This is a genomic window from Rhizobium tropici CIAT 899, from assembly GCF_000330885.1.
In the GTDB taxonomy this organism is placed as follows: domain Bacteria; phylum Pseudomonadota; class Alphaproteobacteria; order Rhizobiales; family Rhizobiaceae; genus Rhizobium; species Rhizobium tropici.
Genome location: NC_020059.1, coordinates 38,730 through 59,810, shown reverse-complemented (window position 1 = coordinate 59,810; position 21,081 = coordinate 38,730). Strand labels below are relative to the sequence as shown.

Below are 21,081 nucleotides of genomic sequence, written 5' to 3'. Positions count from 1 at the left end.
TCACGGTTTCACTTCTGTCAATTTGGCAATAGTTCGAAAGATTTATGCCACTCGGGAAATAATTAGTCCGCAGCGATACGGGGACGGCCCGTAGCGGTCGCCACGAACCGGGCCTCGATCAGCTTGCGACTGCCTTCCACCTCGGGCGCATCCACCTGCTCGTCCACCGCAACCACCAGATCCACGGCACCGTTCAGCCTTGCCTGCGCCATTGCCGCCTCGACGGCGCGCGAGCGGGCATCGGCGAAGCTCCGATCCTCGTCGGTGAAGCGCAGACTTTCGCCGGCGCCGTTCAGCACATAGATGCCATCCTCCGGCATTGTGACGAAAACGGTGACGCTGGTGCGGACCTGACCGACGACGGCACCGACGGCATTCGCCACATCCGAATCGCCGGGAATGGCGTTCTCGGTCGCCAGCATCTCGGCAATGGCGGGATAATAGACCGGAGCGGAAGCACCGAGGCCGACAAGCGGCCGATCGAGCGAAATGGCAAAGCGGGCAATCCCCGGCGCACGGCGAAGGGCGCGATCGATGGAAATGGATTTCGCGGGATCCAGATCGGCCACGCCATCTTCGGCAAGGCAGGCGGCGAGAATGACATCGGCCGACTGACGGGTGAGGCGATCGACGATCTTCTGCGCCAATTCCTCGACAGATTCAGCGATGAGACGTCCCGAACCATCCTTCAGCCGCATCGCCAGCGCAAGCCCACGGCGGGCAGCCTCTGCATTCCACTGGTTTTGCCGGCCGAGCACGTGCATGGCATCGGAAGGCGTCAGGCCGCCCAGATGGACGAGGCCGCGCGCCACCAGTCGGTCCAAAGTTGCCTTCTGCGATGTCATCGTCAGAAGCTTATCGAGCGCAATGGGAACGGCGCCGATTCGATCGAACAACGCCTGCTCCGGGCCGCTGAGGCCGCTTGCCAGATGATCCGGCACGCCGGTGCGCAGCGCAAAGCGGCCGGCATTGCGGGCGAGATGCGTCGCCCGCAGCTGCTGCTCCAGGACGTTCAAGACGGCATCGCCATGCATGTGAGCGGCGAGGCTCAGCGGCAACAAGCGGCGCGGGCCGAGTTCGAAGGCGGCGACGAGGCCGCGGTCGTTGATCTTCACTTCGGAATCGCCGCCAAGGCCATAAGTGCGCATGGCAACGGCCTCGACCATGGTGCGATAGCCTCCGACCACGGCACCATCGGCATCGAGACGCGGCCTACCATCCTCCATGACGGCGACGTCGGTGGTGGTGCCGCCGATATCGGAAACGACGGCATTGTCGAGGCCGGTGAGATAGCGCGCGCCGACGAGGCTTGCCGCCGGACCCGAGAGGATCGTCTCGATCGGCCGCAGCTTGGCTTCATCGGCCGAAATCAAGGCGCCATCGCCGCGTACCACCATCATCGGTGCCGAAATGCCGCGTGTCGCCAAAAAACCTTCGCAGGCGCCGACGAGGCGATCGATCATCGAGACGAGTCGGGCATTGAGCAGCGTCGTCAGGGCGCGGCGCGGTCCGCCCAATTTGGAAGAGAGCTCATGGCTGCAGGTGACCGGCAGATGTGAGATTTCGCGGATGCAATCGCGCACCCTGATTTCATGAGCCGGATTCCGCACGGCGAAATAGCCGGCGACGGCAAAGGACGACACAGACTTCGCCAGCTCCGGCAAGGCCTCCTGCAACGCTGCCAGATCGAGCGGGTTTTCATTGCCGTGAACATTGTGGCCGCCGGGGAGGAACAGCACAGGATCGGAGCCCAACGCTTCCGCAAGGCCATCACGCTTGAGATCCTCGGGGCCGAAACCGATCATGACCAGCCCGGCGCGGCCGCCCTGCCCTTCGACAAGCGCATTGGTGGCGAGCGTCGTCGACAGCGAGACGAGGCCGATGGCTGAGACGGGGATCTTGGCCGTGGCAATCACGGCATCGACAGCGCCGGCAATGCCGACGGCAAGATCATGCCGCGTGGTCAGCGATTTCGCCTTGGCGATCACGCCATCGGTTTCATGGAAGAGAACGGCATCGGTGTAGGTTCCACCCGTATCGATGCCGAGCAGGAAATGAGACGTCACGCTGATATAAAACCTCTGAACCGGGTAATGACTATGAACTTTCACAACGCCAATGAAGACATGAGCGACGCGGCGAACGCAGAGCCTATCTCGCCCTTGGCGGGCGAGAAAGCAATTTCATTGGTTTAGGCTGTTCTTTACTTACTGTCGGCGGTGTGTTCCTGGAGGCTGCGCACCCCCCTCTGTCGCTATCGCGACATCTCCCCCACAAGGGGGGAGATTGGTAACCTGCAGCGCCCACTCGCCTAGAGCAAACATCGACCTTGTTGAAATCGCAGCTTGCCATTTTGTGGATAACGAGCGTCAAACTCCCAACAATCTCCCTCCTTGTGGGGGAGATGTCGCGAAAGCGACAGAGGGGGTAATGAAGGTGCGTCATATTCGAGGCTACTACGGTCTCCCCGCCCACTATCGCCTTGTCACCCGCATCGGCAGACCGCCGCGCGGCTGGGTCGTCAGCTTCTGCACCGGCCAGGGATCGGTCTCGTCAGTCGTATCGAAGCGGAAGCGGCGCATCATGACGGCGAGGGCAATGACCGCCTCCTGAAGCGCGAAAGTCGCGCCGATGCAGACGCGCGGACCGGCGCCGAAGGGGAGATACTGGAAGCGATTGATCTTCGCCCGGTTTTCCGGAAGAAAGCGCTCGGGCATGAAGGCGCGCGGCTTTTCCCAGTAGAGTTCATGGCGATGCAGCGTCCAGGGCATAATCAGGACCGTGATCCCCTTCTCTATCGTCACCCGCTCGCCCTTGGCGCTTGTCCATTCGTCATCAGCGATGGCGGCGCGATTGATCGACGGTGCCGGCGGATAGAGGCGCATCGCCTCCTCGAAGGCGGCGCGGACATGCGGCATCAGGTCGAGCCAGGCGACCGGCTTCGCATCGGTTGCGAGCACCCGGTCGATTTCCTCTTCCATGGCATCGCGAATATGCGGGCTGTTGGCGACGCAATAGAGCGTCCAGGCCAGCGCGCGGGCCGTCGTCTCGTGACCGGCGCCGATGAAAGTGAGGATATTGTCCTCGATCTCCTCCATGGTCAGTCCATCCGGACCGGCCTTTTCGAGCAGCAGCGTCAGGAAATCATCCGGCGCGCTGGCGCGATCCCGGCGCATCTTGTCCAGCCGCTGATCCATGGTGGTGCGGACGATGCCGCGGAACTTGTCGAGCACGCGCTGGCCGCCGATGCGGGTGATGCGCGGCACCCAGGCAGGGGCGCGCAAAAGATCCATCGGATCGACCCGGCCCATGCGATGCAGGAGCTCATTGACCTCATCGGCGAAATGCTCGCCTTCGGTGAGTATCTCGCCGGAAAACAGGGTCTCTGCCAGGATGGCGAAGGTCAATTCGGTCATGTCGGTGGCAATATCGAACACGGCGCCCTCCGCGCCGATGTCCTCGTATTTCTGCAGATATTCCAGGCTCTGGCTCAGCATCTGGCCGGCGAAGCCCTGTGCGTGACGTGGCGTGAACACCGGTGCCACAGCCTTGCGCGAGCGCTTCCAGACCGGCCCTTCCGCCGTCAGCAGGCCATCGCGCAGTATCGGGCGGAGCACGAGCTGGCGGATATCGGCCATGCGATAATTGGCGGCATTGTCGACCAGGACATGCTTGATCAGGCCGGGATCGTTGACGATCAGCGTCCGCTCGTTGAAGAACTTGGTCTTGATCCAGGGCAGCGTATAGGAAGGCTCGCCCCAGAGTTCCAGCGGATTGCGCAGGATCGTGCGGATGATCGTCAAGCGCGACGGCGGCACGGTGCGCGGGATAGGCGCCGGCGGGGAGAAGGCTTCCGGAATCATATCCATGGATCAACACTCCTCGAAACCAGACTTTGCTAGAACGAGTGCAGCTGGAGCTGCGCACCCGTCCGATATGGGGAATGCCGCCCACCAAATCCAGGCGATAAACGTCGCGTTACGCGCTTATAAAAGCGACTTCAGGTCGCTCAGTTTATCATTGATGAGCCAGCCGTAGTAATTTTCTTCCGGCCAGACCGGCTGCGAAGAGCCACGGTTCTTGGCGGCGAGAGCGGCGGCGCGCTTGCGGGAATTGCCGAGATTGTAGAGCGTCGCGGTGATGCCGGGATTGCCTGAGATATCCATGCCGGCGATCGAGCGGTAGTCGTCAATCGACTTGCGGATCGAGGCCGCGACGAAGGCGAGCGACAGGTCCGGGTCCATGATCGCCTTGTAGACGCCGCCCGCATCCTTCTCGCTGAGCTTCGGGATGCCCGAGGTGCGGCTGACGAGATCCGATAGCTCAAGGGCCGTCAGCGGATTGACCTGGCCGAGGCCAAAAGTCTGACCGGCATAGAAGGGCTGGAAGAAGACCGCGCTGAAGCGATTGTCGGGATAGGATGTGCCGCCGACGGTCTTGCCGCGGAAGTCGTCTTCCCAGACATCCTCTCGGCAGGTCCAGAGGCTGTAGGAATCACCCTTGCCCTTGCAGGCATCGAATTGCGGCCGCGCAACGAAATCGTCGACGTTCTCGCCATTATAGGCGAAGCGGAAGCTCTGGCCGGCATAGGACGCCGCCTTGACGTAGTAAGACTGCAGACCGTCATAGGCGTCGACATTGTAGGTATGCTCGCCGACCAGCGCGCCGATAATATGGATCGGATCGATGCCATAGGCCCGCGCCGTCGACTTGATCTTCGACATCAGCTTCGTATCGGTCGCCAGAAGCTCGCGGACCTTCTGATACTTGCGGTCGAAGGTAGAATTCGTGCCGCGCGTGCGCCGGACCGAAGCGCCGGGAACCGGCGGCTGCTCGGCATTGCGGTTGCCCGGAGGCACCGAGGTCGCCGCATCGGCGTATGCGGGAAGCCAGGAGAAGCTGACAACCGCCAGAAGAAGAGTGATCAGTATGCGCCGCAAGATGGCCGTCCTGTCGAAGTTTCAACCCATGTTTCCGTGCCGGTCCCTGACGGATAATCTTGGCCGAATAAAGCCATACGACACAAAGAAACGGGCCCCTAACTAAAAAGTTAACGGCCCGCTGTCGAGTGTTTACTATTTTAAATCGCGTCCGACCGCTTGCTTAGAGGATGAAGCGGGAGAGGTCGGTGTTGGTGGCGAGATCGCCGACATGCTCGCGGACATAGGCGGCATCGATGGTCACCGATACGCCGGCACGGTCCGAGGCATTATAGGAGATTTCATCGAGCACGCGTTCCATCACCGTCTGCAGACGGCGTGCGCCGATGTTCTCCACGGTGGAATTCAGGTGCACGGCGACATCGGCAAGTGCGTCGATCGCGTCGTCGGTGAAATCAAGCTTCAGGTCTTCCGTTTCCATCAGCGCCTTGTACTGGCGGATGAGGCTGGCTTCCGGCTCGGTCAGGATGCGGCGGAAGTCTTCCTTGGTCAGCGGCTTCAGCTCGACGCGGATCGGCAGGCGACCCTGCAATTCCGGCAGCAAATCCGAAGGCTTCGACACATGGAAGGCGCCCGAGGCGATGAAGAGGATATGGTCTGTCTTCACTGGACCATACTTCGTCGAAACCGTCGTGCCTTCGACCAGCGGCAGCAGATCGCGCTGCACGCCTTCGCGGGAGACACCGGCACCCATGCCGCCATCGCGGGCGGCGATCTTGTCGATCTCGTCGAGGAAGACGATGCCGTCATTCTCGGCCGACTGCACGGCTTCGCGCTGGATCGCCTCGTTGTCGATCAGCTTGTCGGATTCGTCGCGGACCAGTTCCTTGTAGGAATCCTTGACTGTCGTGCGCACCTTCTTGGTGCGGCCGCCCATGGCCTTGCCGAACATTTCGGAGAGGTTGAGCACGCCGATATTGGCGCCGGGCATGCCGGGGATCTCGAAACCGCCGGGCATGCCGGAGCCGGTGTCGGCCACTTCGATGTCGATTTCCTTATCGTCGAGCTGGCCGTCGCGCAGCTTCTTGCGGAAGCTGTCGCGCGTCGCCGGCGATGCGGTTGCGCCAACCAACGCGTCAAGCACACGCTCTTCGGCGCTCATATGCGCCTTGGCCTGCACCTCGGCGCGCTTCTTTTCGCGCACCAGGCCGATGCCGACTTCGACCAGGTCGCGGACGATCTGCTCGACGTCACGGCCGACATAGCCGACCTCGGTGAACTTGGTGGCTTCGACCTTGATGAAGGGCGCGCCGGCGAGTTTGGCGAGACGACGGGAAATCTCCGTCTTGCCGACGCCGGTCGGGCCGATCATCAGGATGTTCTTGGGCATGACTTCGTCGCGCAGATCGGGCTCGAGCTGCTGGCGGCGCCAGCGGTTGCGCAGGGCAATCGCCACGGCGCGCTTGGCCTCATGCTGGCCGACAATATAACGGTCGAGCTCGGAAACGATCTCGCGGGGGGAAAAAGTGGTCATTTCGCATGTTCCCTATCAGGGCTAGAAACAATCAAGAGAGGAAATTAGACTTCGGCGTCGAGCGTTTCCACGACCACATTGTGGTTGGTGTAGACGCAGATGTCGGCGGCGATATCGAGGGCGCGGCGGGCGACATCCTCGGCGGATTTATCGCTGTCCATCAGTGCGCGGGCAGCAGCGAGCGCATAATTGCCGCCGGAGCCGATCGCGAGTGCGCCATGTTCGGGCTCAAGCACATCGCCATTGCCGGTGATGGCGAGCGTCACTTGTTTATCGGCCACGAGCATCATGGCTTCGAGGTTGCGCAAATATTTGTCGGTCCGCCAGTCCTTGGCGAGCTCGACGGCGGCGCGCATCAACTGGCCGGGATATTGTTCGAGCTTCTTTTCAAGGCGCTCGAGCAGGGTGAAGGCATCGGCGGTCGCGCCGGCGAAACCGGCGATGACATCGCCCTTGCCGATGCGGCGAACCTTGCGCGCATTGCCCTTCATCACGGTCTGGCCAAGGCTGACCTGGCCATCACCAGCCATCACGACCTTGCCGTTCTTGCGAATAGTCACGATTGTCGTCATTTAACACCTGTTTGCCCCCGTTCCGGCGGGCTTTCTGCCGGGCCGCGTTTCGGCCCCGTCAGCACCTATGTAAGAGTGCTTTTGGCGATTGCAAATGGCAGCTAAACCGGATTGAGGCATGCCAGCCGGCTAAAGACGCGAGGGCGCGCGTAACTTCTGGATATTTCTCGATACGCCTGATAAGGAACGGCCGTATTCCGATGGAGCAGCCCATGGCAGAGACCGCAGCGAGCCGCACGGCAAGCGTTTCCCGCAAGACCAACGAGACTTCCGTCTCCGTGTCCGTCAACATCGACGGCAGCGGCAAGTCGACGATTTCGACCGGCGTTGGCTTCTTCGACCATATGCTGGAACAGCTTTCGCGACATTCGCTGATCGACATGGAAATCGACACCAAGGGCGACCTGCATGTCGACGACCACCATGCTGTCGAGGATACCGGCATCGCCATCGGCCAGGCCATTGCCAAGGCGCTCGGCGACCGGCGCGGCATCACACGCTATGCCTCGATCGACCTTGCCATGGACGAGACGATGACCAAGGCGGCCGTCGATCTTTCCGGACGGCCTTTCCTGGTGTGGAACGTTTCGTTCAGCGCGCCGAAGATCGGCACCTTCGATACCGAACTGGTGCGCGAGTTCTTCCAGGCGCTCGCGCAAAATGCCGGCATCACGCTGCATATCCTCAACCATTATGGCGCCAACAATCACCATATAGCCGAGACGTGCTTCAAGGCCGTTGCGCGCGCATTGCGCACCGCAACCGAGATCGATCCGCGGCAGGCAGGCCGGGTGCCCTCGACGAAGGGCACGCTCGCCTGAGCCCCAACCTGGGGAAGTGAAGAATGGCAAGCTATCTGATTTTGACTGCACCCGGAGCACTGAGCCGATCCGAAATATCGGATCGGTATCGCAATGAGACGCGATTCATCCGTGACGGTTTTTCGTGGACGGCGTTCCTATTTCCGACGCTCTGGATGCTCTTTCATCGGCTGTGGCTGCATGCGGTTGCCGCCTTTCTGCTGCAGGGTATTGGGCTGGAACTGATGCGTCAGCCGGGTTTTTTCGCCGCGGGAGCCGCGCTTCTGCTTGGTGTTCACGTCCTTGCGGCTCTTGAGGGTCGCCACGCGATCAGCGATCGTCTCATCAGCCGCGGCTGGAAGGTTGAAAACCTCGTCTCGGCACACGATCTGGCGACAGCGGAGGAAATCCACTTTTCCGAGTTCGAGCAGAAGCCAAACCCGGATATCCACCCTAAAAATTGGGATATCTCGGCCACAAACACGAATACCAGCCGCCCAGGCCCGAGCTTCGGCCTTCCCGGCTATGACGGAGGACGCTGATCATGCGCGTCGCGATTATCGACTATGGTTCCGGCAATCTGCGCTCGGCCACCAAGGCTTTCGAACGGGCTGCCCGCGAGGCAGGCATCGACGCAGAGATCGACCTGACCGATGACGCCGAGCGCGTCGCTACAGCCGACCGCATCGTGCTTCCCGGCGTCGGCGCCTATGCCGATTGCCGCCGTGGCCTCGATGCCGTTTCCGGCATGGCGGAAGCCGTCATCGATGTCGTGGAACATAAGGCCCGCCCCTTCCTGGGCATCTGCGTCGGCATGCAGCTGATGTCGTCGCGCGGGCTGGAAAAGACGATCACGAACGGATTCGGCTGGATCAAGGGTGACGTCAAGGAAATGACGCCGAGCGATCCCAACCTGAAAATCCCGCAGATCGGCTGGAACACGCTGGATATCCGCCACCCGCACGCGCTCTTCGATGGAATCGAGACCGGGCCGGACGGCTTGCACGCCTATTTCGTCCATTCCTACCATCTGGCCGCCGACCACGGCGACGATGTCATCGCGACGACGAACTATGGTGGGCCGATGACGGCCTTTGTCGGCCGGGACAATATCGCCGGCGCGCAGTTCCATCCGGAAAAGAGCCAGAAGCTCGGCCTTGCCCTGATCGCCAATTTCCTGCGCTGGAAGCCGTAAGGCTCGCGCTTAAAGGACAGACATCATGATACTTTTTCCCGCTATCGACCTCAAGGACGGCCAATGCGTGCGCCTCAAGCTCGGCGACATGGAGCAGGCAACCGTCTACAACCCCGATCCCGGTGCCCAGGCGAAAGCCTTTGAAGACCAGGGCTTCGAATGGCTGCATGTCGTCGATCTCAACGGCGCCTTCGCCGGCGAGACCGTCAACGGCGCCGCCGTCGATGCCATCCTCAAGGCGACGAAGAATCCGGTGCAGCTCGGCGGCGGCATCCGCACGCTCGACCATATTGAAAACTGGCTGTCGCGCGGGCTTGCCCGCGTCATCCTCGGCACCGTGGCCGTGCGCGATCCGGCACTCGTTGTCGAAGCCTGCCGGCGTTATCCGGGCCATATCGCTGTCGGCATCGATGCCAAGGGCGGCAAGGTGGCGGTCGAGGGCTGGGCGGAGGCCTCCGAACTCGGCGTCATCGAACTCGCCAAGAAATTCGAAGGTGTCGGCGTTGCCGCGATCATCTATACCGATATCGACCGCGACGGCATTCTGACGGGAATCAACTGGGATTCGACCCTGGAACTGGCAAACGCCGTCTCCATCCCCGTCATCGCCTCCGGCGGCCTCGCCTCGCTTGATGATATTCGCCGGATGATCCAACCGGATGCCCGCAAACTGGCAGGTGCGATTTCCGGCCGCGCGCTTTATGATGGCCGGATCGATCCGAAAGAGGCACTGGCCCTGATCAGGCAGGCCAAGGAGGCAGCGCAATGACCCTGAAAGCCCGCGTCATCCCCTGCCTCGACGTCAAGGACGGCCGCGTCGTCAAGGGCGTCAACTTCGTCAATCTTATCGATGCCGGCGATCCGGTCGAGGCTGCGAAGGCTTATGACGCGGCCGGTGCCGACGAGCTCTGCTTCCTCGACATCACCGCCTCCTCCGACAATCGCGACACCATTTTCGACGTGGTGGCCCGCACCGCCGAGCAATGCTTCATGCCGGTCACGGTCGGCGGCGGCGTGCGCACTATCGCCGATATCCGCAAGCTGCTGCTCTGCGGCGCCGACAAGGTTTCGATCAATTCGGCGGCAGTCAACAATCCCGATTTCGTTGCCGAAGCGGCCGACAAGTTCGGCAACCAGTGCATCGTTGTTTCCATCGACGCCAAGCGGCGACGCACCGAGGCGCCCGGCGGCGACAATATGAGCGCCTGGGAGATCTATACCCATGGCGGCCGCAACGCGACCGGCATCGACGCGGTCGATTTTGCCCGCAAGATGGTCGAGCGCGGCGCCGGCGAACTGCTCGTCACCTCCATGGATCGCGACGGCACCAAGGTCGGCTACGATCTGGAGCTGACGCGGGCGATCGCCGATGCGGTGCGCGTGCCCGTCATTGCGTCGGGCGGCGTCGGCGATCTCGACGATCTCGTTGCCGGCGTCAAGGAAGGCCATGCGACGGCGGTGCTTGCCGCTTCGATCTTCCATTTCGGCACCTATTCAGTGGGTGAGGCAAAACGCTACATGGCCGAGCGCGGCATTCCGATGCGGCTGGATTAGGAGACAGCGGACCAATGAGCGGATTTACCCTTTCCGACCTCGAACGAATCGTCGAGGAACGCTCCAAGGCTTCGCCGGATGAATCCTGGACGGCGAAGCTTGTTGCCGCCGGCCAGCCGAAAGCGGCGAAGAAACTGGGCGAGGAGGCGATCGAGGCCGTGATGGCAGCGGTCACCAACGATCGCGACAATCTTACCTATGAGGCGGCCGATCTGCTATATCATCTTCTGGTCGTATTGAAGATTGCCGGCATTCCGTTAGAGAATGTCATGGGTGAGCTCGAAAGGCGCACCGCCCAATCGGGCCTTCAGGAAAAGGCCAGCCGGTAAGAACGCGATGACAATAGCGACCAAGAGCCAGCCAGCACCCGAAACGCTCGATATTTTCCAGGCGAAAGCCTATTCGCCCTACTATTTCTTTTCCTCGGAAGAATGGGCGAAATTCCGGGCGGACACGCCACTGACGCTGACATCAGACGAAGTGAAGCGGCTGCGCTCCATGGGCGACCCGATCGATCTCGACGAAGTCAGACGCATCTATCTGTCGCTGTCGCGGCTTTTGTCCTCGCATGTGGAATCCTCACAGATCCTCTTCGAGCAGCGCAATCGCTTCCTCAGCCTCTCCGATATCGCCAAGACGCCCTTCGTCATCGGCATCGCCGGTTCGGTCGCCGTCGGCAAGTCCACGACAGCACGTATCCTGAAGGAATTGCTGGGCCGCTGGCCGTCGAGCCCGAAGGTCGATCTGGTCACCACGGACGGCTTTCTCTATCCGAACGCCGAATTGCAGCGCCGCAACCTGATGCAGCGCAAGGGTTTTCCGGAAAGCTATGATACCGCAGCGCTGCTGCGTTTCCTCTCGGCGATCAAGGCCGGCCAGCCGAATGTGCAGGCGCCTTCTTATTCGCACCTCGTCTACGACGTGCTGCCGAATGAATTCAAGACGGTCGACCGCCCGGATATCCTGATCTTCGAGGGCATCAACGTGCTGCAATCGCGGCATCTGCCGGCCGATGGCAAGATCGTGCCGATGGTCTCGGACTTCTTCGACTTCTCGATCTATATCGATGCCGACGAGGAGCTCATCCACAACTGGTATGTCGCCCGCTTCATGCGACTGCGCGAGACCGCCTTCCGCGACCCCAACTCCTTCTTCCACCGCTATGCCTCGATCAGCGAGGAAGAGGCGCTGGCGATCGCCGAGGGGCTCTGGAAGAACATCAACCTGAAGAACCTGCGCCAGAACATTCTGCCGACGCGGCCGCGCGCCGATCTCATCCTGCAGAAGGGCAAGAATCACCTGATCGAGCAGGTAGCACTCAGGAAACTCTGAGGCTCAGGGCTGAACGCGCCGTAACGTCAGATTGATGCGTCCGCCGTTCTTCAGCAATGTCGACGTTGCCGGATAGATGCGATCGACGCCGTGGAAGCACAATCTTCCTTCGCCGCCGAGAACGACGATATCGCCGCTCGCAAGCTTGAAGGATAGCGTGCGATCGTTGCGGTTGAGACCTCCGACCCGAAAGAGGCAGGTATTGCCGAGCGAGACCGACAGCACGGGCGCCTTGAGATTCTGTTCGTCGCAATCCTGATGCAGGCCCATGCGGGCATCGTTGCCATAGAAATTGACAAGGCAGGCTTCGGGCGGCTTTTCATAGCCTGCTATATCGCGCCAGAGATCGAGCAATTGCGGCGGCATGGCCGGCCATGGGCGACCGGTGACCGGATGGGTCGGCTGATAGCGATAGCCGCGCTGCTTGTCCGTCACCCAGCCGAGCGAACCGCAATTGGTCATGCGCACGGACATTTCCTTGCCGGTGCCTGGCATGACCGGTGTGTAGAGCGGCGCCTCTGCCACGACGGTGCGGATCGCCTCGACCAGCGCTTCCTGGGCAGGGCGGTCGAGATATCCGGGGAGATGGCGAATTCCGTTAGGGAGCAGCATTTTGTTTCCTGATGGTATCGCTGGTCAGGTGAATGCGTCCTCGCCTCGCCTTCCTGCATGGCCCCTCACCCCAGCCCTCTCCCCGCAAGCGGGGCGAGGGAGTCTTTCGTGCCTCAAGCAGGCTATCAGAAAGAAGAAACCCGCTGTATCACGCTGTCGTCCCTTCTCCCCGCGTTGCGGGGAGAAGGCTAGGATGAGGGGCCAGGCACCTAGCTTCCGCCAAATTGCACTCGCCTGGGAAGCTATCTTGGCCCACCCAGACTAAGACTGCAGCCCGAAACCCAATCTAATCGCCGCCGACCTTGCTGCGCATCTTCTTGACCTCGGAGCGCCCGGATTTCTCCTTCAGCCGGCGCTCGATCGACCCCTTCGTCGGCTTGGTCTTTCGGCGCGGCGGCGGCGGCGGGGCGGCGGCTCCGAGGATCAGTTCCTTCAGCCGCTCGCGCGCATCCTCGCGATTGCGATCCTGGCTGCGGAAGCGGCTGGCCTCGATCATCAGAACGCCTTCCTTGGACACACGACGGCCGGCAAGCCTGATCGCATTCGCCTTGACGCGGTCGGTCAGCGAGGGGGAATTCTGGACGTTGAAGAAAAGCTGGACTGCGGTCGCGACCTTGTTGACGTTTTGACCGCCGGGACCGCCCGCCAGAACGAATTGTTCCGTCAGCTCCCAGCCGGCAATCGTGATCCGGTCGTTAATGTAAAGCGCTTCGCTGGCCATGATTTTCTCCGCGCCTGTCTATCCCACATTGATGCGCGGTTGAAAACTACTGCCGGATAAAATGAAACCCGGCGAACTGGCCGCCGGGTTTCACGTGAGTCATTCCCGCTCTGGATGATTATTCCGCAGCAACCGGCATCCCAGGGGCCGCATCACGGACATTGCCGTCCACGTGATCCTCGAACTTCGCAAAGTTGGTGACGAACATCTGCACCAGCTTCTTGGCCTGCGCATCATAGGCTTCGCCATCGGCCCAGGTGGAGCGTGGGTCGAGGATCGCTGTATCGACGCCTTCCACCGCGACCGGAACCGCGAAGCCGAAATTCGCATCCGTGCGGAATTCGACATTGTCGAGATCGCCCTTCAGGGCGGCCGCGAGCAGCGCACGCGTCGCCTTGATCGGCATGCGGCTTCCCTTGCCATAAGCACCGCCGGTCCAGCCGGTGTTGACTAGCCAGCAACGGGCGCCGCGGCGGGCGATCAGCTCTTTGAGGAGGTTGCCGTATTCAGCCGGATGGCGCGGCATGAAGGGAGCGCCGAAGCAGGTCGAGAAGGTGGCTTCCGGCTCGACGACGCCCTTTTCCGTGCCGGCGACCTTGGCGGTGTAGCCGGACAGGAAGTGGTACATCGCCTGATCCGGTGTCAGCTTGGCGATCGGCGGCATGACGCCGAAAGCGTCCGCCGTCAGCATGATGATCGTCTCGGGATGACCGGTGACACCGGATTCCGAGGCATTCGGGATGAAATGCAGCGGGTAGGCGCTGCGGGTGTTTTCCGTCAGCGAGCCATCGTCGAGATCCGGCCGTCCATGCTCGTCGAGCACGACATTTTCCAAGACGGTGCCGAAACGGCGGGTCGTGGCGTAGATTTCAGGTTCGGCTTCTGCTGAAAGACGGATGGTCTTAGCGTAGCAGCCGCCTTCGAAGTTGAAGATGCCGTTTTCGCCCCAGCCATGCTCGTCGTCGCCAATGAGCGTACGGGTGGGATCGGCCGACAGCGTTGTCTTGCCGGTACCCGACAGGCCGAAGAAGATCGCCGCATCGCCTTCCGGGCCGACATTGGCCGAGCAATGCATCGGCATGACGCCGCGTTCCGGCAGCATGTAGTTCAGCGCCGTGAATACCGATTTCTTCATCTCACCGGCATAGGAGGTGCCGCCGATCAGGACGATGCCATTGACGAAATCACAGGCGATCACTGTTTCGGTGCGGCAACCGTGACGCTCCGGATCGGCGCGGAAGCTTGGCAGGTCGATGATCGTCAGCTGCGGTACGAAGCTTTCGAGCTCAGAGCGATCGGGGCGGATCAGCAGATTGCGGATGAACAGCGAATGCCAGGCGAATTCGGTGATGACGCGCGTCGGCAAGGCGTATTCAGCATCGGCACCGCCGATCAGATCCTGCACGAACAGGTCCTTGCCGCGGGCATGGGCCAGCATGTCCTCATGCAGGAGCTCGAAGTGCTCCGGCGACATCGGCTTGTTGTTGTCCCACCAGATCTGATCTTCGGTGGTGGCGTTGCGCACCACGAACTTGTCCTTCGGCGAACGGCCGGTGTGCTGGCCGGTCAAGGCCCTGAGCGCGCCATCGGCGGTCAGATCAGCCTCGCAACGGCGAATCGCCTCTTCGTAAAGATGGGCTTCCATGAGGTTGTAACGCACACTGGCGGCGGCTCCCAGGCCGATCGATCCCAGTTCAGTCGCGGGATTGCGGACGCCGAATTGCTCCATCACTTTTTCCTCTACAAGGGGCTTGGCCGTTAGAATTGTCTAAAGCGTAGAGAGGTCTTTTTAAAAGCACAAGAGCCAGATGCGAGAAATATTTAATGATATCAGTTATTTAATCGATTTAAATAAATTTCCATAATTTTAAATCGTTTGAATAGCAGGCAGAGGGACGTTACGTCACACAACCCTTGCGCAAGGGTTTTTCTCCGCAACAATCCTCCCCTTTATCTTTGCCACAATTTGTTCCACCTTTATCCCCATAAGCGCGCCAGGTTACCGCCGACCGAGCTGGCAGACCGCCTGGGCTGGATTCCAAATCCGGGAGACGCGCACTGATGACGGAGACGAACACCATGTTGACAATCGCGCTCGTTGACGACGACCGCAATATCCTGACTTCCGTTTCGATTGCCTTGGAAGCAGAGGGATATAAGGTAGAGACCTATACGGACGGAGCCTCGGCGCTGGACGGCCTTTTGGCCCGGCCGCCGCAACTGGCGATCTTCGATATCAAGATGCCCCGCATGGACGGCATGGAACTTCTGCGCCGCCTGCGGCAGAAATCCGATATACCAGTGATTTTCCTGACCTCGAAGGACGAGGAAATCGACGAACTCTTCGGCCTGAAGATGGGCGCCGACGACTTCATCACCAAGCCATTCTCGCAGCGCCTGCTGGTCGAGCGCGTCAAGGCCGTTCTGCGCCGTGCGTCCGCTCGCGAAGCCGCAAATGCTGCCGGCGGCGCAGCGGCCGCCAAGCCGGGTGCTGCACAGCAGGCCCGCTCGTTGGAACGCGGACAGCTGGTCATGGACCAGGAACGCCATACCTGCACCTGGAAGGGCGAGCCGGTGACGCTCACCGTCACCGAATTCCTCATCCTGCATTCGCTTGCCCAGCGCCCCGGCGTCGTCAAGAGCCGCGATGCGCTGATGGATGCGGCCTATGACGAGCAGGTCTATGTCGACGACCGCACGATCGACAGCCACATCAAGCGGCTGCGCAAGAAATTCAAGATGGTCGACCTCGATTTTGATATGATCGAGACGCTGTATGGCGTCGGCTACCGTTTCCGCGAAGCTGCATAATAGTTAGCTAGACCATACGGATAGTTAACTGGACCATACGGCGGACGATGGAATAAGAGCATGCGGACGGGGTCGCGAACCCCGTTCTTCGAAAGGGCCGTAGGCTTGGCACAGCTGGTGCAGGACAGGGATATAGACGACTCGGAAAGCCCGAGCGGCGCTCGAATCGCGCGCCGACGCTGGACTCATCCCTTCGTGCTGATCCGCCGCATCTTCGGCAATGCTGTCTTTTCGAGCCTGACGCGGCGCATCCTGTTCTTCAATCTGGCCGCCCTCGTCGTTCTGGTCGGCGGCATTCTCTATCTCAACCAGTTCCGCGAAGGCCTGATCGATGCCCGCGTCGAGAGCCTCTTGACGCAGGGCGAGATCATCGCCGGTGCCGTCTCGGCCTCGGCATCGGTCGATACCAACTCCATCACCATCGACCCACAGAAGCTGCTGGAGCTGCAGGCCGGCCAGAGCATCACGCCCGTTCCGAACGATGAGGATCTCGAATTCCCGATCGATCCGGAAAAGGTGGCGCCAGTGCTGACGCGGCTGATCTCGCCGACGCGCACCCGCGCCCGCATCTTCGATGCCGATGCCAACTTGCTGCTCGACAGCCGCCATCTTTATTCGCGCGGCCAGGTGCTGCGCTACGACCTTCCCCCCGTCGACGACGAGAAGCAGAGCTGGTCCGACTGGTTCAGCGGCCTGCTCAACAAGATGCTGCAGCCGGGCAACTTGCCTGTCTACAAGGAAGCGCCCGGCGGCGATGGCTCGATCTATCCGGAAGTCATGAATGCGCTGACCGGCGTGCGCGGCGCTGTGGTGCGCACCACGGAGAAGGGCGAGCTGATCGTTTCGGTCGCCGTGCCGATCCAGCGCTTCCGCGCCGTGCTCGGCGTGTTGCTGCTCTCGACCCAGGCCGGCGACATCGACAAGATCGTTCATGCCGAGCGTCTTGCGATCATGCGCGTCTTCGGCGTCGCGACGCTGGTCAACGTGGTGCTGTCGCTGCTTTTATCCTCCACCATCGCCAATCCGCTGCGCCGGCTTTCGGCTGCCGCCATCCGCGTGCGGCGCGGCGGGGCAAAGGAGCGCGAGGAAATCCCTGACTTTTCCGCCCGCCAGGACGAGATCGGCAACCTGTCGATCGCATTGCGCGACATGACATCGGCACTCTATGATCGCATCGATGCCATCGAGAGTTTTGCAGCCGACGTCAGCCACGAGCTGAAAAACCCGTTGACGTCGCTGCGCAGCGCTGTCGAGACGCTGCCGCTCGCCAAGAGCGATGATTCGAAGAAGCGGCTGATGGACGTGATTCAGCACGACGTTCGCCGCCTCGACCGCCTGATCAGCGATATCTCCGATGCATCGCGCCTTGACGCCGAACTTGCTCGCCCGGATGCGAAGTCGCTCGATCTGGAAGTGCTGCTGCGCGACATGATCGATATTTCCAGACAAGTCGGACACAGCAAGAAGGCCGTCGAAATCGAATATGTCGTCGACCGCAAGCCGGGCAACAAGACGAATTTCTCCGTCGAGGGTCACGACCTGCGCATCGGTCAGATCGTCACCAATCTCATCGAAAACGCACGATCCTTCGTTCCGGCGGAAACCGGCAAGATTACCGTGCGGCTGACGCGGACACGGACGCGTTGCGTCATCTATATCGAAGATAATGGTCCCGGCATTCAGGCCGAAAATATCGACCGCATCTTCGAACGCTTCTATACCGACCGGCCTGAATCCGAAGGTTTCGGGCAGAATTCCGGCCTCGGCCTTTCGATCAGCCGGCAGATCGCCGAGGCGCATGGCGGCTCTCTGCGCGCCGAGAATATCGTCGACAGCGATGGCTCGACGCTGCTCGGTGCTCGCTTCATCCTTTCGCTGCCCGCCCAGACACAGGCGTGAGCGCTCGCATGACCGGCGAAGCGACCAATATCCACGCCACGGCGATCGTCATCGGCAGGACCGGGCTCCTGTTTCTCGGCCCTTCGGGCAGCGGCAAATCCGCCCTCGCTTTTTCGTGCCTTGCCGCCGCCAAACTGCTCGGACTGACGGCAAGCCTTGTTGCCGACGACCGGGTGCTGATCAGCGCGCAAAGCGGCTCCGTAATTGCGAAATGCCCGCCCTCGATCGAAGGGCTGATGGAAATCCGCTATACCGGCATCGTCCGGATGCCTTACATTTCGGAAGGCGAAATGCACTTCGCCGTCCGCCCCGTCGATCCGGCCACGGCAGAAAGGCTGCCGCCGGAAGACGAGCAGGTCGATATTACCGGCTCCATCCGGTTGCCCTTGATCCGCCTGGCCGCAACCTCCGCGAATCCGCTGGCCGTAATAATAGCGAAAATCGGCGCGAGTTTCGGCTAATCGGCCATTTAGGCCCGAACAGGCATGCAAATCCTATATTTTAAGCTTGCACTTCGCCTTTTCATCGCCAAGATGTCCCCCCACCGGTGGACGACATTGCTGCATTGCGGTATTGGCCACCTGTTTGCGTATGCCATGGGAGCAGTAATATCATGATTGGACTTGTGCTTGTCACTCATGGCAAGCTGGCTGAAGAGTTTCGGCATGCCGTCGAGCATGTCGTTGGTCCGCAGAAGTTCATAGAGACGGTATGCATCGGTCCCGAAGACGACATGGACAAACGGCGGCAGGACATTCTGCAAGCCGTTGCCGGCGCCGATGACGGGCACGGCGTCATCATCCTCACCGACATGTTCGGCGGCACTCCTTCCAATCTCGCAATCTCCGTCATGAATAGCGGCCATACCGAGGTCATCGCCGGCGTCAATTTGCCGATGCTGATCAAGCTCGCGGGCGTACGCGGCGACAACAACATGGAAAGAGCTCTGGTGGAGGCCTCAGAGGCCGGGCGCAAATATATCAACGTGGCCAGCCGTGTGCTCAGTGGCAAATAACGAGGCAAACACCGCCCCCATGACCGAGCTTTCCCGGGAACTCCTGATCATCAACAAGCGGGGCCTGCATGCCCGTGCCTCCGCGAAATTCGTCCAGACCGTCGAAGCCTACGACGCGGTGATCACGGTTTCAAAAGACGGCACCACGGTCGGCGGAACTTCGATCATGGGCCTGATGATGCTGGCAGCCAGCCCGGGCTGCAGCGTGCTTGTCGCGGCAAGCGGCAACCAGGCAGCCGAAGCGCTCGAGGCACTCGACCAACTGGTCGCCAACAAGTTCGGCGAGGAAATGTAGGCTTTTCCGCCTGCTATCGCGGATATAAAGACATAAAGACTTCTTTATATCATTATTGATTTCCACCCTGAAGCCTGCTACACGGCATCATCCACACGCTGTCAGCGTGCAATTCTTGTTGCATTCGGCCGAGGCGTCTGCCCGCGGCGCGACTGCATCGTTCAGGCTGGAGACCTTCATGAGCACTGAAAAGGACTACATCGTCGCGGATATCGGCCTTGCCGACTTCGGCCGCAAGGAAATCACGATCGCCGAAACCGAGATGCCGGGCCTGATGGCCTGCCGCGCCGAATTCGGCGAAGCGAAGCCGCTGAAGGGCGCCCGGATCACCGGCTCGCTGCACATGACGATTCAAACAGCCGTTCTCATCGAGACGCTGGTGGCACTCGGCGCTCAGGTGCGCTGGGCATCCTGCAACATCTTCTCGACGCAGGACCATGCCGCCGCCGCAATCGCCGCATCCGGCGTTCCGGTCTTCGCCGTCAAGGGCGAGAGCCTCGAAGATTATTGGATCTACACCGACAAGATCTTCCAGTGGGCCGATGGCGGTCTTTCCAACATGATCCTCGACGATGGCGGCGATGCCACGATGTACATCCTGCTCGGCGCCCGCGCCGAAGCCGGTGAGGACGTGCTCTCCAACCCGCATTCGGAAGAAGAAGAAATCCTCTTCGCGCAGATCAAGAAGCGCCTTCAGGCAACGCCTGGCTGGTTCACCAAGCAGCGCGATGCCATCAAGGGCGTAACGGAAGAAACCACCACGGGCGTCAACCGTCTGTACCAGCTCAGCCAGAAGGGCCTTCTGCCCTTCCCGGCCATCAACGTCAACGACAGCGTCACCAAGTCGAAGTTCGACAACAAGTACGGCTGCAAGGAATCGCTGGTCGACGGTATCCGCCGCGCCACCGACGTCATGATGGCCGGCAAGGTCGCTGTCGTCTGCGGCTATGGCGATGTCGGCAAGGGTTCTGCCGCTTCGCTCTCCGGGGCCGGCGCTCGCGTCAAGGTCACGGAAGTCGACCCGATCTGCGCACTGCAGGCTGCCATGGACGGCTATGAAGTCGTTCAGCTCGAGGACGTCGTTTCCTCGGCCGACATCTTCATCACCACGACCGGCAACAAGGACGTCATCCGCATCGACCACATGCGTGCGATGAAGGACATGGCGATCGTCGGCAACATCGGCCACTTCGACAACGAAATCCAGGTTGCCGCGCTGCGGAACCAGAAGTGGACGAACATCAAGCCGCAGGTCGACATGGTCGAATTCTCCAAGGGCAACCGCATCATCCTGCTCTCGGAAGGCCGTCTCCTGAATCTCGGCAACGCCACCGGCCACCCGTCCTTCGTGATGTCGGCTTCCTTCACCAACCAGACGCTGGCGCAGATCGAGCTCTTCACCAAGCCCGGCCAGTACAAGAACGAAGTCTACGTTCTGCCGAAGCACCTCGACGAGAAGGTCGCCCGCCTGCATCTTGCCAAGCTCGGCGTGAAGCTGACGGAGCTTTCCGAAGAGCAGGCATCGTATATCGGCGTGACGCCGAAGGGCCCGTTCAAGTCCGACCACTACAGATACTGATTATTAAAACAGTATCCACAACATCTTGTGGCCCTGGCATTGACAAATGCCGGGGCTTATTTTTTAGCCAGCTCCCTTCCCCCGGATTCTCCTAGGCAGTATTGTTTTTACACTTGATTCGTGACGAACCGGGCATGCCCGGAGCCATGAAAATGGGATGTCTTGTCAGGATGCGGCACAGTAGAGCCGGATGATTTTAGGTCTGTTCGACCTAAAATCTGAATCCGCTCCACAATCAGATGAGAGAGCATGATGTCATCCGAAAACCGCTTACACTTTTCG

At 60.8% G+C, this 21,081-nt stretch carries 21 protein-coding genes; 13 read left to right on the top strand and 8 right to left on the bottom strand.

Features of this window, described 5'->3' with window-relative positions; all coding sequences use genetic code 11:
* Positions 1-62: 62 nt before the first annotated feature.
* The 5 genes from RTCIAT899_RS00275 to hslV all read right to left on the bottom strand — a co-directional run bounded on the left by RTCIAT899_RS00275 (position 63) and on the right by hslV (position 6,986).
* Positions 63-2,066, bottom strand: a complete 2,004-nt coding sequence (locus RTCIAT899_RS00275; RefSeq protein WP_015338220.1) for a hydantoinase/oxoprolinase N-terminal domain-containing protein — start codon at positions 2,064-2,066, stop codon at positions 63-65.
* 408 nt (positions 2,067-2,474) lie between these two features.
* Positions 2,475-3,869 carry a cytochrome P450 gene (locus tag RTCIAT899_RS00270; RefSeq protein ID WP_015338219.1) on the bottom strand — a complete coding sequence of 465 codons (1,395 nt, stop codon included), beginning with the start codon at positions 3,867-3,869 and terminating at the stop codon, positions 2,475-2,477.
* Between the two features lie 117 nt (positions 3,870-3,986).
* A complete protein-coding gene (locus tag RTCIAT899_RS00265) occupies positions 3,987-4,940 on the bottom strand; it encodes a DUF1402 family protein (RefSeq protein WP_015338218.1) in 954 nt (317 codons plus the stop codon).
* Between the two features lie 163 nt (positions 4,941-5,103).
* Complete coding sequence (gene hslU / locus RTCIAT899_RS00260) at positions 5,104-6,414, bottom strand: ATP-dependent protease ATPase subunit HslU (RefSeq protein WP_015338217.1); 1,311 nt, start codon at positions 6,412-6,414, stop codon at positions 5,104-5,106.
* Between the two features lie 44 nt (positions 6,415-6,458).
* Positions 6,459-6,986 carry an ATP-dependent protease subunit HslV gene (gene hslV / locus RTCIAT899_RS00255; RefSeq protein WP_015338216.1) on the bottom strand — a complete coding sequence of 176 codons (528 nt, stop codon included), beginning with the start codon at positions 6,984-6,986 and terminating at the stop codon, positions 6,459-6,461.
* 212 nt (positions 6,987-7,198) lie between these two features.
* On the opposite strand from hslV, the gene hisB reads away from it, so the two are divergent.
* From hisB to coaA, 7 genes are read left to right on the top strand one after another with little or no spacing between them, the layout of a single operon-like run.
* Positions 7,199-7,807, top strand: coding sequence for an imidazoleglycerol-phosphate dehydratase HisB (gene hisB / locus RTCIAT899_RS00250; RefSeq protein WP_015338215.1), 609 nt, complete (start codon positions 7,199-7,201; stop codon positions 7,805-7,807).
* 23 nt (positions 7,808-7,830) lie between these two features.
* A complete protein-coding gene (locus RTCIAT899_RS00245) occupies positions 7,831-8,328 on the top strand; it encodes a DUF2628 domain-containing protein (protein ID WP_041677139.1) in 498 nt (165 codons plus the stop codon).
* 2 nt (positions 8,329-8,330) lie between these two features.
* Positions 8,331-8,981 (top strand): imidazole glycerol phosphate synthase subunit HisH, encoded by a 651-nt coding sequence (gene hisH, locus RTCIAT899_RS00240; RefSeq protein ID WP_015338213.1) that lies wholly within the window; start codon positions 8,331-8,333, stop codon positions 8,979-8,981.
* Between the two features lie 25 nt (positions 8,982-9,006).
* Positions 9,007-9,750: a 1-(5-phosphoribosyl)-5-[(5-phosphoribosylamino)methylideneamino]imidazole-4-carboxamide isomerase gene (gene hisA, locus RTCIAT899_RS00235; protein ID WP_015338212.1), complete on the top strand. Its 744-nt coding sequence runs from the start codon at positions 9,007-9,009 to the stop codon at positions 9,748-9,750.
* On the top strand, positions 9,747-10,535 hold the full coding sequence (hisF, locus tag RTCIAT899_RS00230) for an imidazole glycerol phosphate synthase subunit HisF (RefSeq protein WP_015338211.1): 789 nt from the start codon (positions 9,747-9,749) through the stop codon (positions 10,533-10,535). The genes hisA and hisF overlap by 4 nt, the downstream gene beginning before the upstream one ends.
* Positions 10,536-10,549: 14 nt before the next feature.
* Positions 10,550-10,864, top strand: a complete 315-nt coding sequence (locus RTCIAT899_RS00225) for a phosphoribosyl-ATP diphosphatase (protein ID WP_015338210.1) — start codon at positions 10,550-10,552, stop codon at positions 10,862-10,864.
* Between the two features lie 7 nt (positions 10,865-10,871).
* The gene (gene coaA / locus RTCIAT899_RS00220; protein ID WP_015338209.1) at positions 10,872-11,867 is read left to right on the top strand and encodes a type I pantothenate kinase; all 996 of its coding nucleotides are present in this window, start codon (positions 10,872-10,874) and stop codon (positions 11,865-11,867) included.
* A gap of 3 nt (positions 11,868-11,870) precedes the next feature.
* Here the strand turns inward: coaA and RTCIAT899_RS00215 are convergent, their stop codons facing one another.
* The 3 genes from RTCIAT899_RS00215 to RTCIAT899_RS00205 form a co-directional block, all read right to left on the bottom strand.
* Positions 11,871-12,479, bottom strand: a complete 609-nt coding sequence (locus tag RTCIAT899_RS00215; protein WP_015338208.1) for an alpha-ketoglutarate-dependent dioxygenase AlkB family protein — start codon at positions 12,477-12,479, stop codon at positions 11,871-11,873.
* Positions 12,480-12,765: 286 nt separating this feature from the next.
* Entirely contained in the window at positions 12,766-13,200 is a 435-nt protein-coding gene (gene arfB / locus RTCIAT899_RS00210; RefSeq protein ID WP_015338207.1) for an alternative ribosome rescue aminoacyl-tRNA hydrolase ArfB, read from the bottom strand.
* 118 nt (positions 13,201-13,318) lie between these two features.
* Entirely contained in the window at positions 13,319-14,929 is a 1,611-nt protein-coding gene (locus RTCIAT899_RS00205; RefSeq protein ID WP_015338206.1) for a phosphoenolpyruvate carboxykinase, read from the bottom strand.
* Between the two features lie 350 nt (positions 14,930-15,279).
* On the opposite strand from RTCIAT899_RS00205, the gene RTCIAT899_RS00200 reads away from it, so the two are divergent.
* The 6 genes from RTCIAT899_RS00200 (at position 15,280) to ahcY (ending at position 20,799) form a co-directional block, all read left to right on the top strand.
* Positions 15,280-16,011, top strand: coding sequence for a response regulator transcription factor (locus tag RTCIAT899_RS00200; RefSeq protein ID WP_197923095.1), 732 nt, complete (start codon positions 15,280-15,282; stop codon positions 16,009-16,011).
* A gap of 105 nt (positions 16,012-16,116) precedes the next feature.
* Positions 16,117-17,910 (top strand): sensor histidine kinase, encoded by a 1,794-nt coding sequence (locus RTCIAT899_RS00195; protein WP_015338204.1) that lies wholly within the window; start codon positions 16,117-16,119, stop codon positions 17,908-17,910.
* A gap of 8 nt (positions 17,911-17,918) precedes the next feature.
* Positions 17,919-18,371, top strand: a complete 453-nt coding sequence (locus RTCIAT899_RS00190; protein ID WP_015338203.1) for an HPr kinase/phosphorylase — start codon at positions 17,919-17,921, stop codon at positions 18,369-18,371.
* A gap of 152 nt (positions 18,372-18,523) precedes the next feature.
* The gene (locus RTCIAT899_RS00185; RefSeq protein WP_015338202.1) at positions 18,524-18,925 is read left to right on the top strand and encodes a PTS sugar transporter subunit IIA; all 402 of its coding nucleotides are present in this window, start codon (positions 18,524-18,526) and stop codon (positions 18,923-18,925) included.
* A gap of 19 nt (positions 18,926-18,944) precedes the next feature.
* A complete protein-coding gene (locus RTCIAT899_RS00180; protein ID WP_015338201.1) occupies positions 18,945-19,220 on the top strand; it encodes an HPr family phosphocarrier protein in 276 nt (91 codons plus the stop codon).
* A gap of 178 nt (positions 19,221-19,398) precedes the next feature.
* Entirely contained in the window at positions 19,399-20,799 is a 1,401-nt protein-coding gene (ahcY, locus tag RTCIAT899_RS00175; RefSeq protein ID WP_015338200.1) for an adenosylhomocysteinase, read from the top strand.
* Positions 20,800-21,081: the final 282 nt, after the last annotated feature.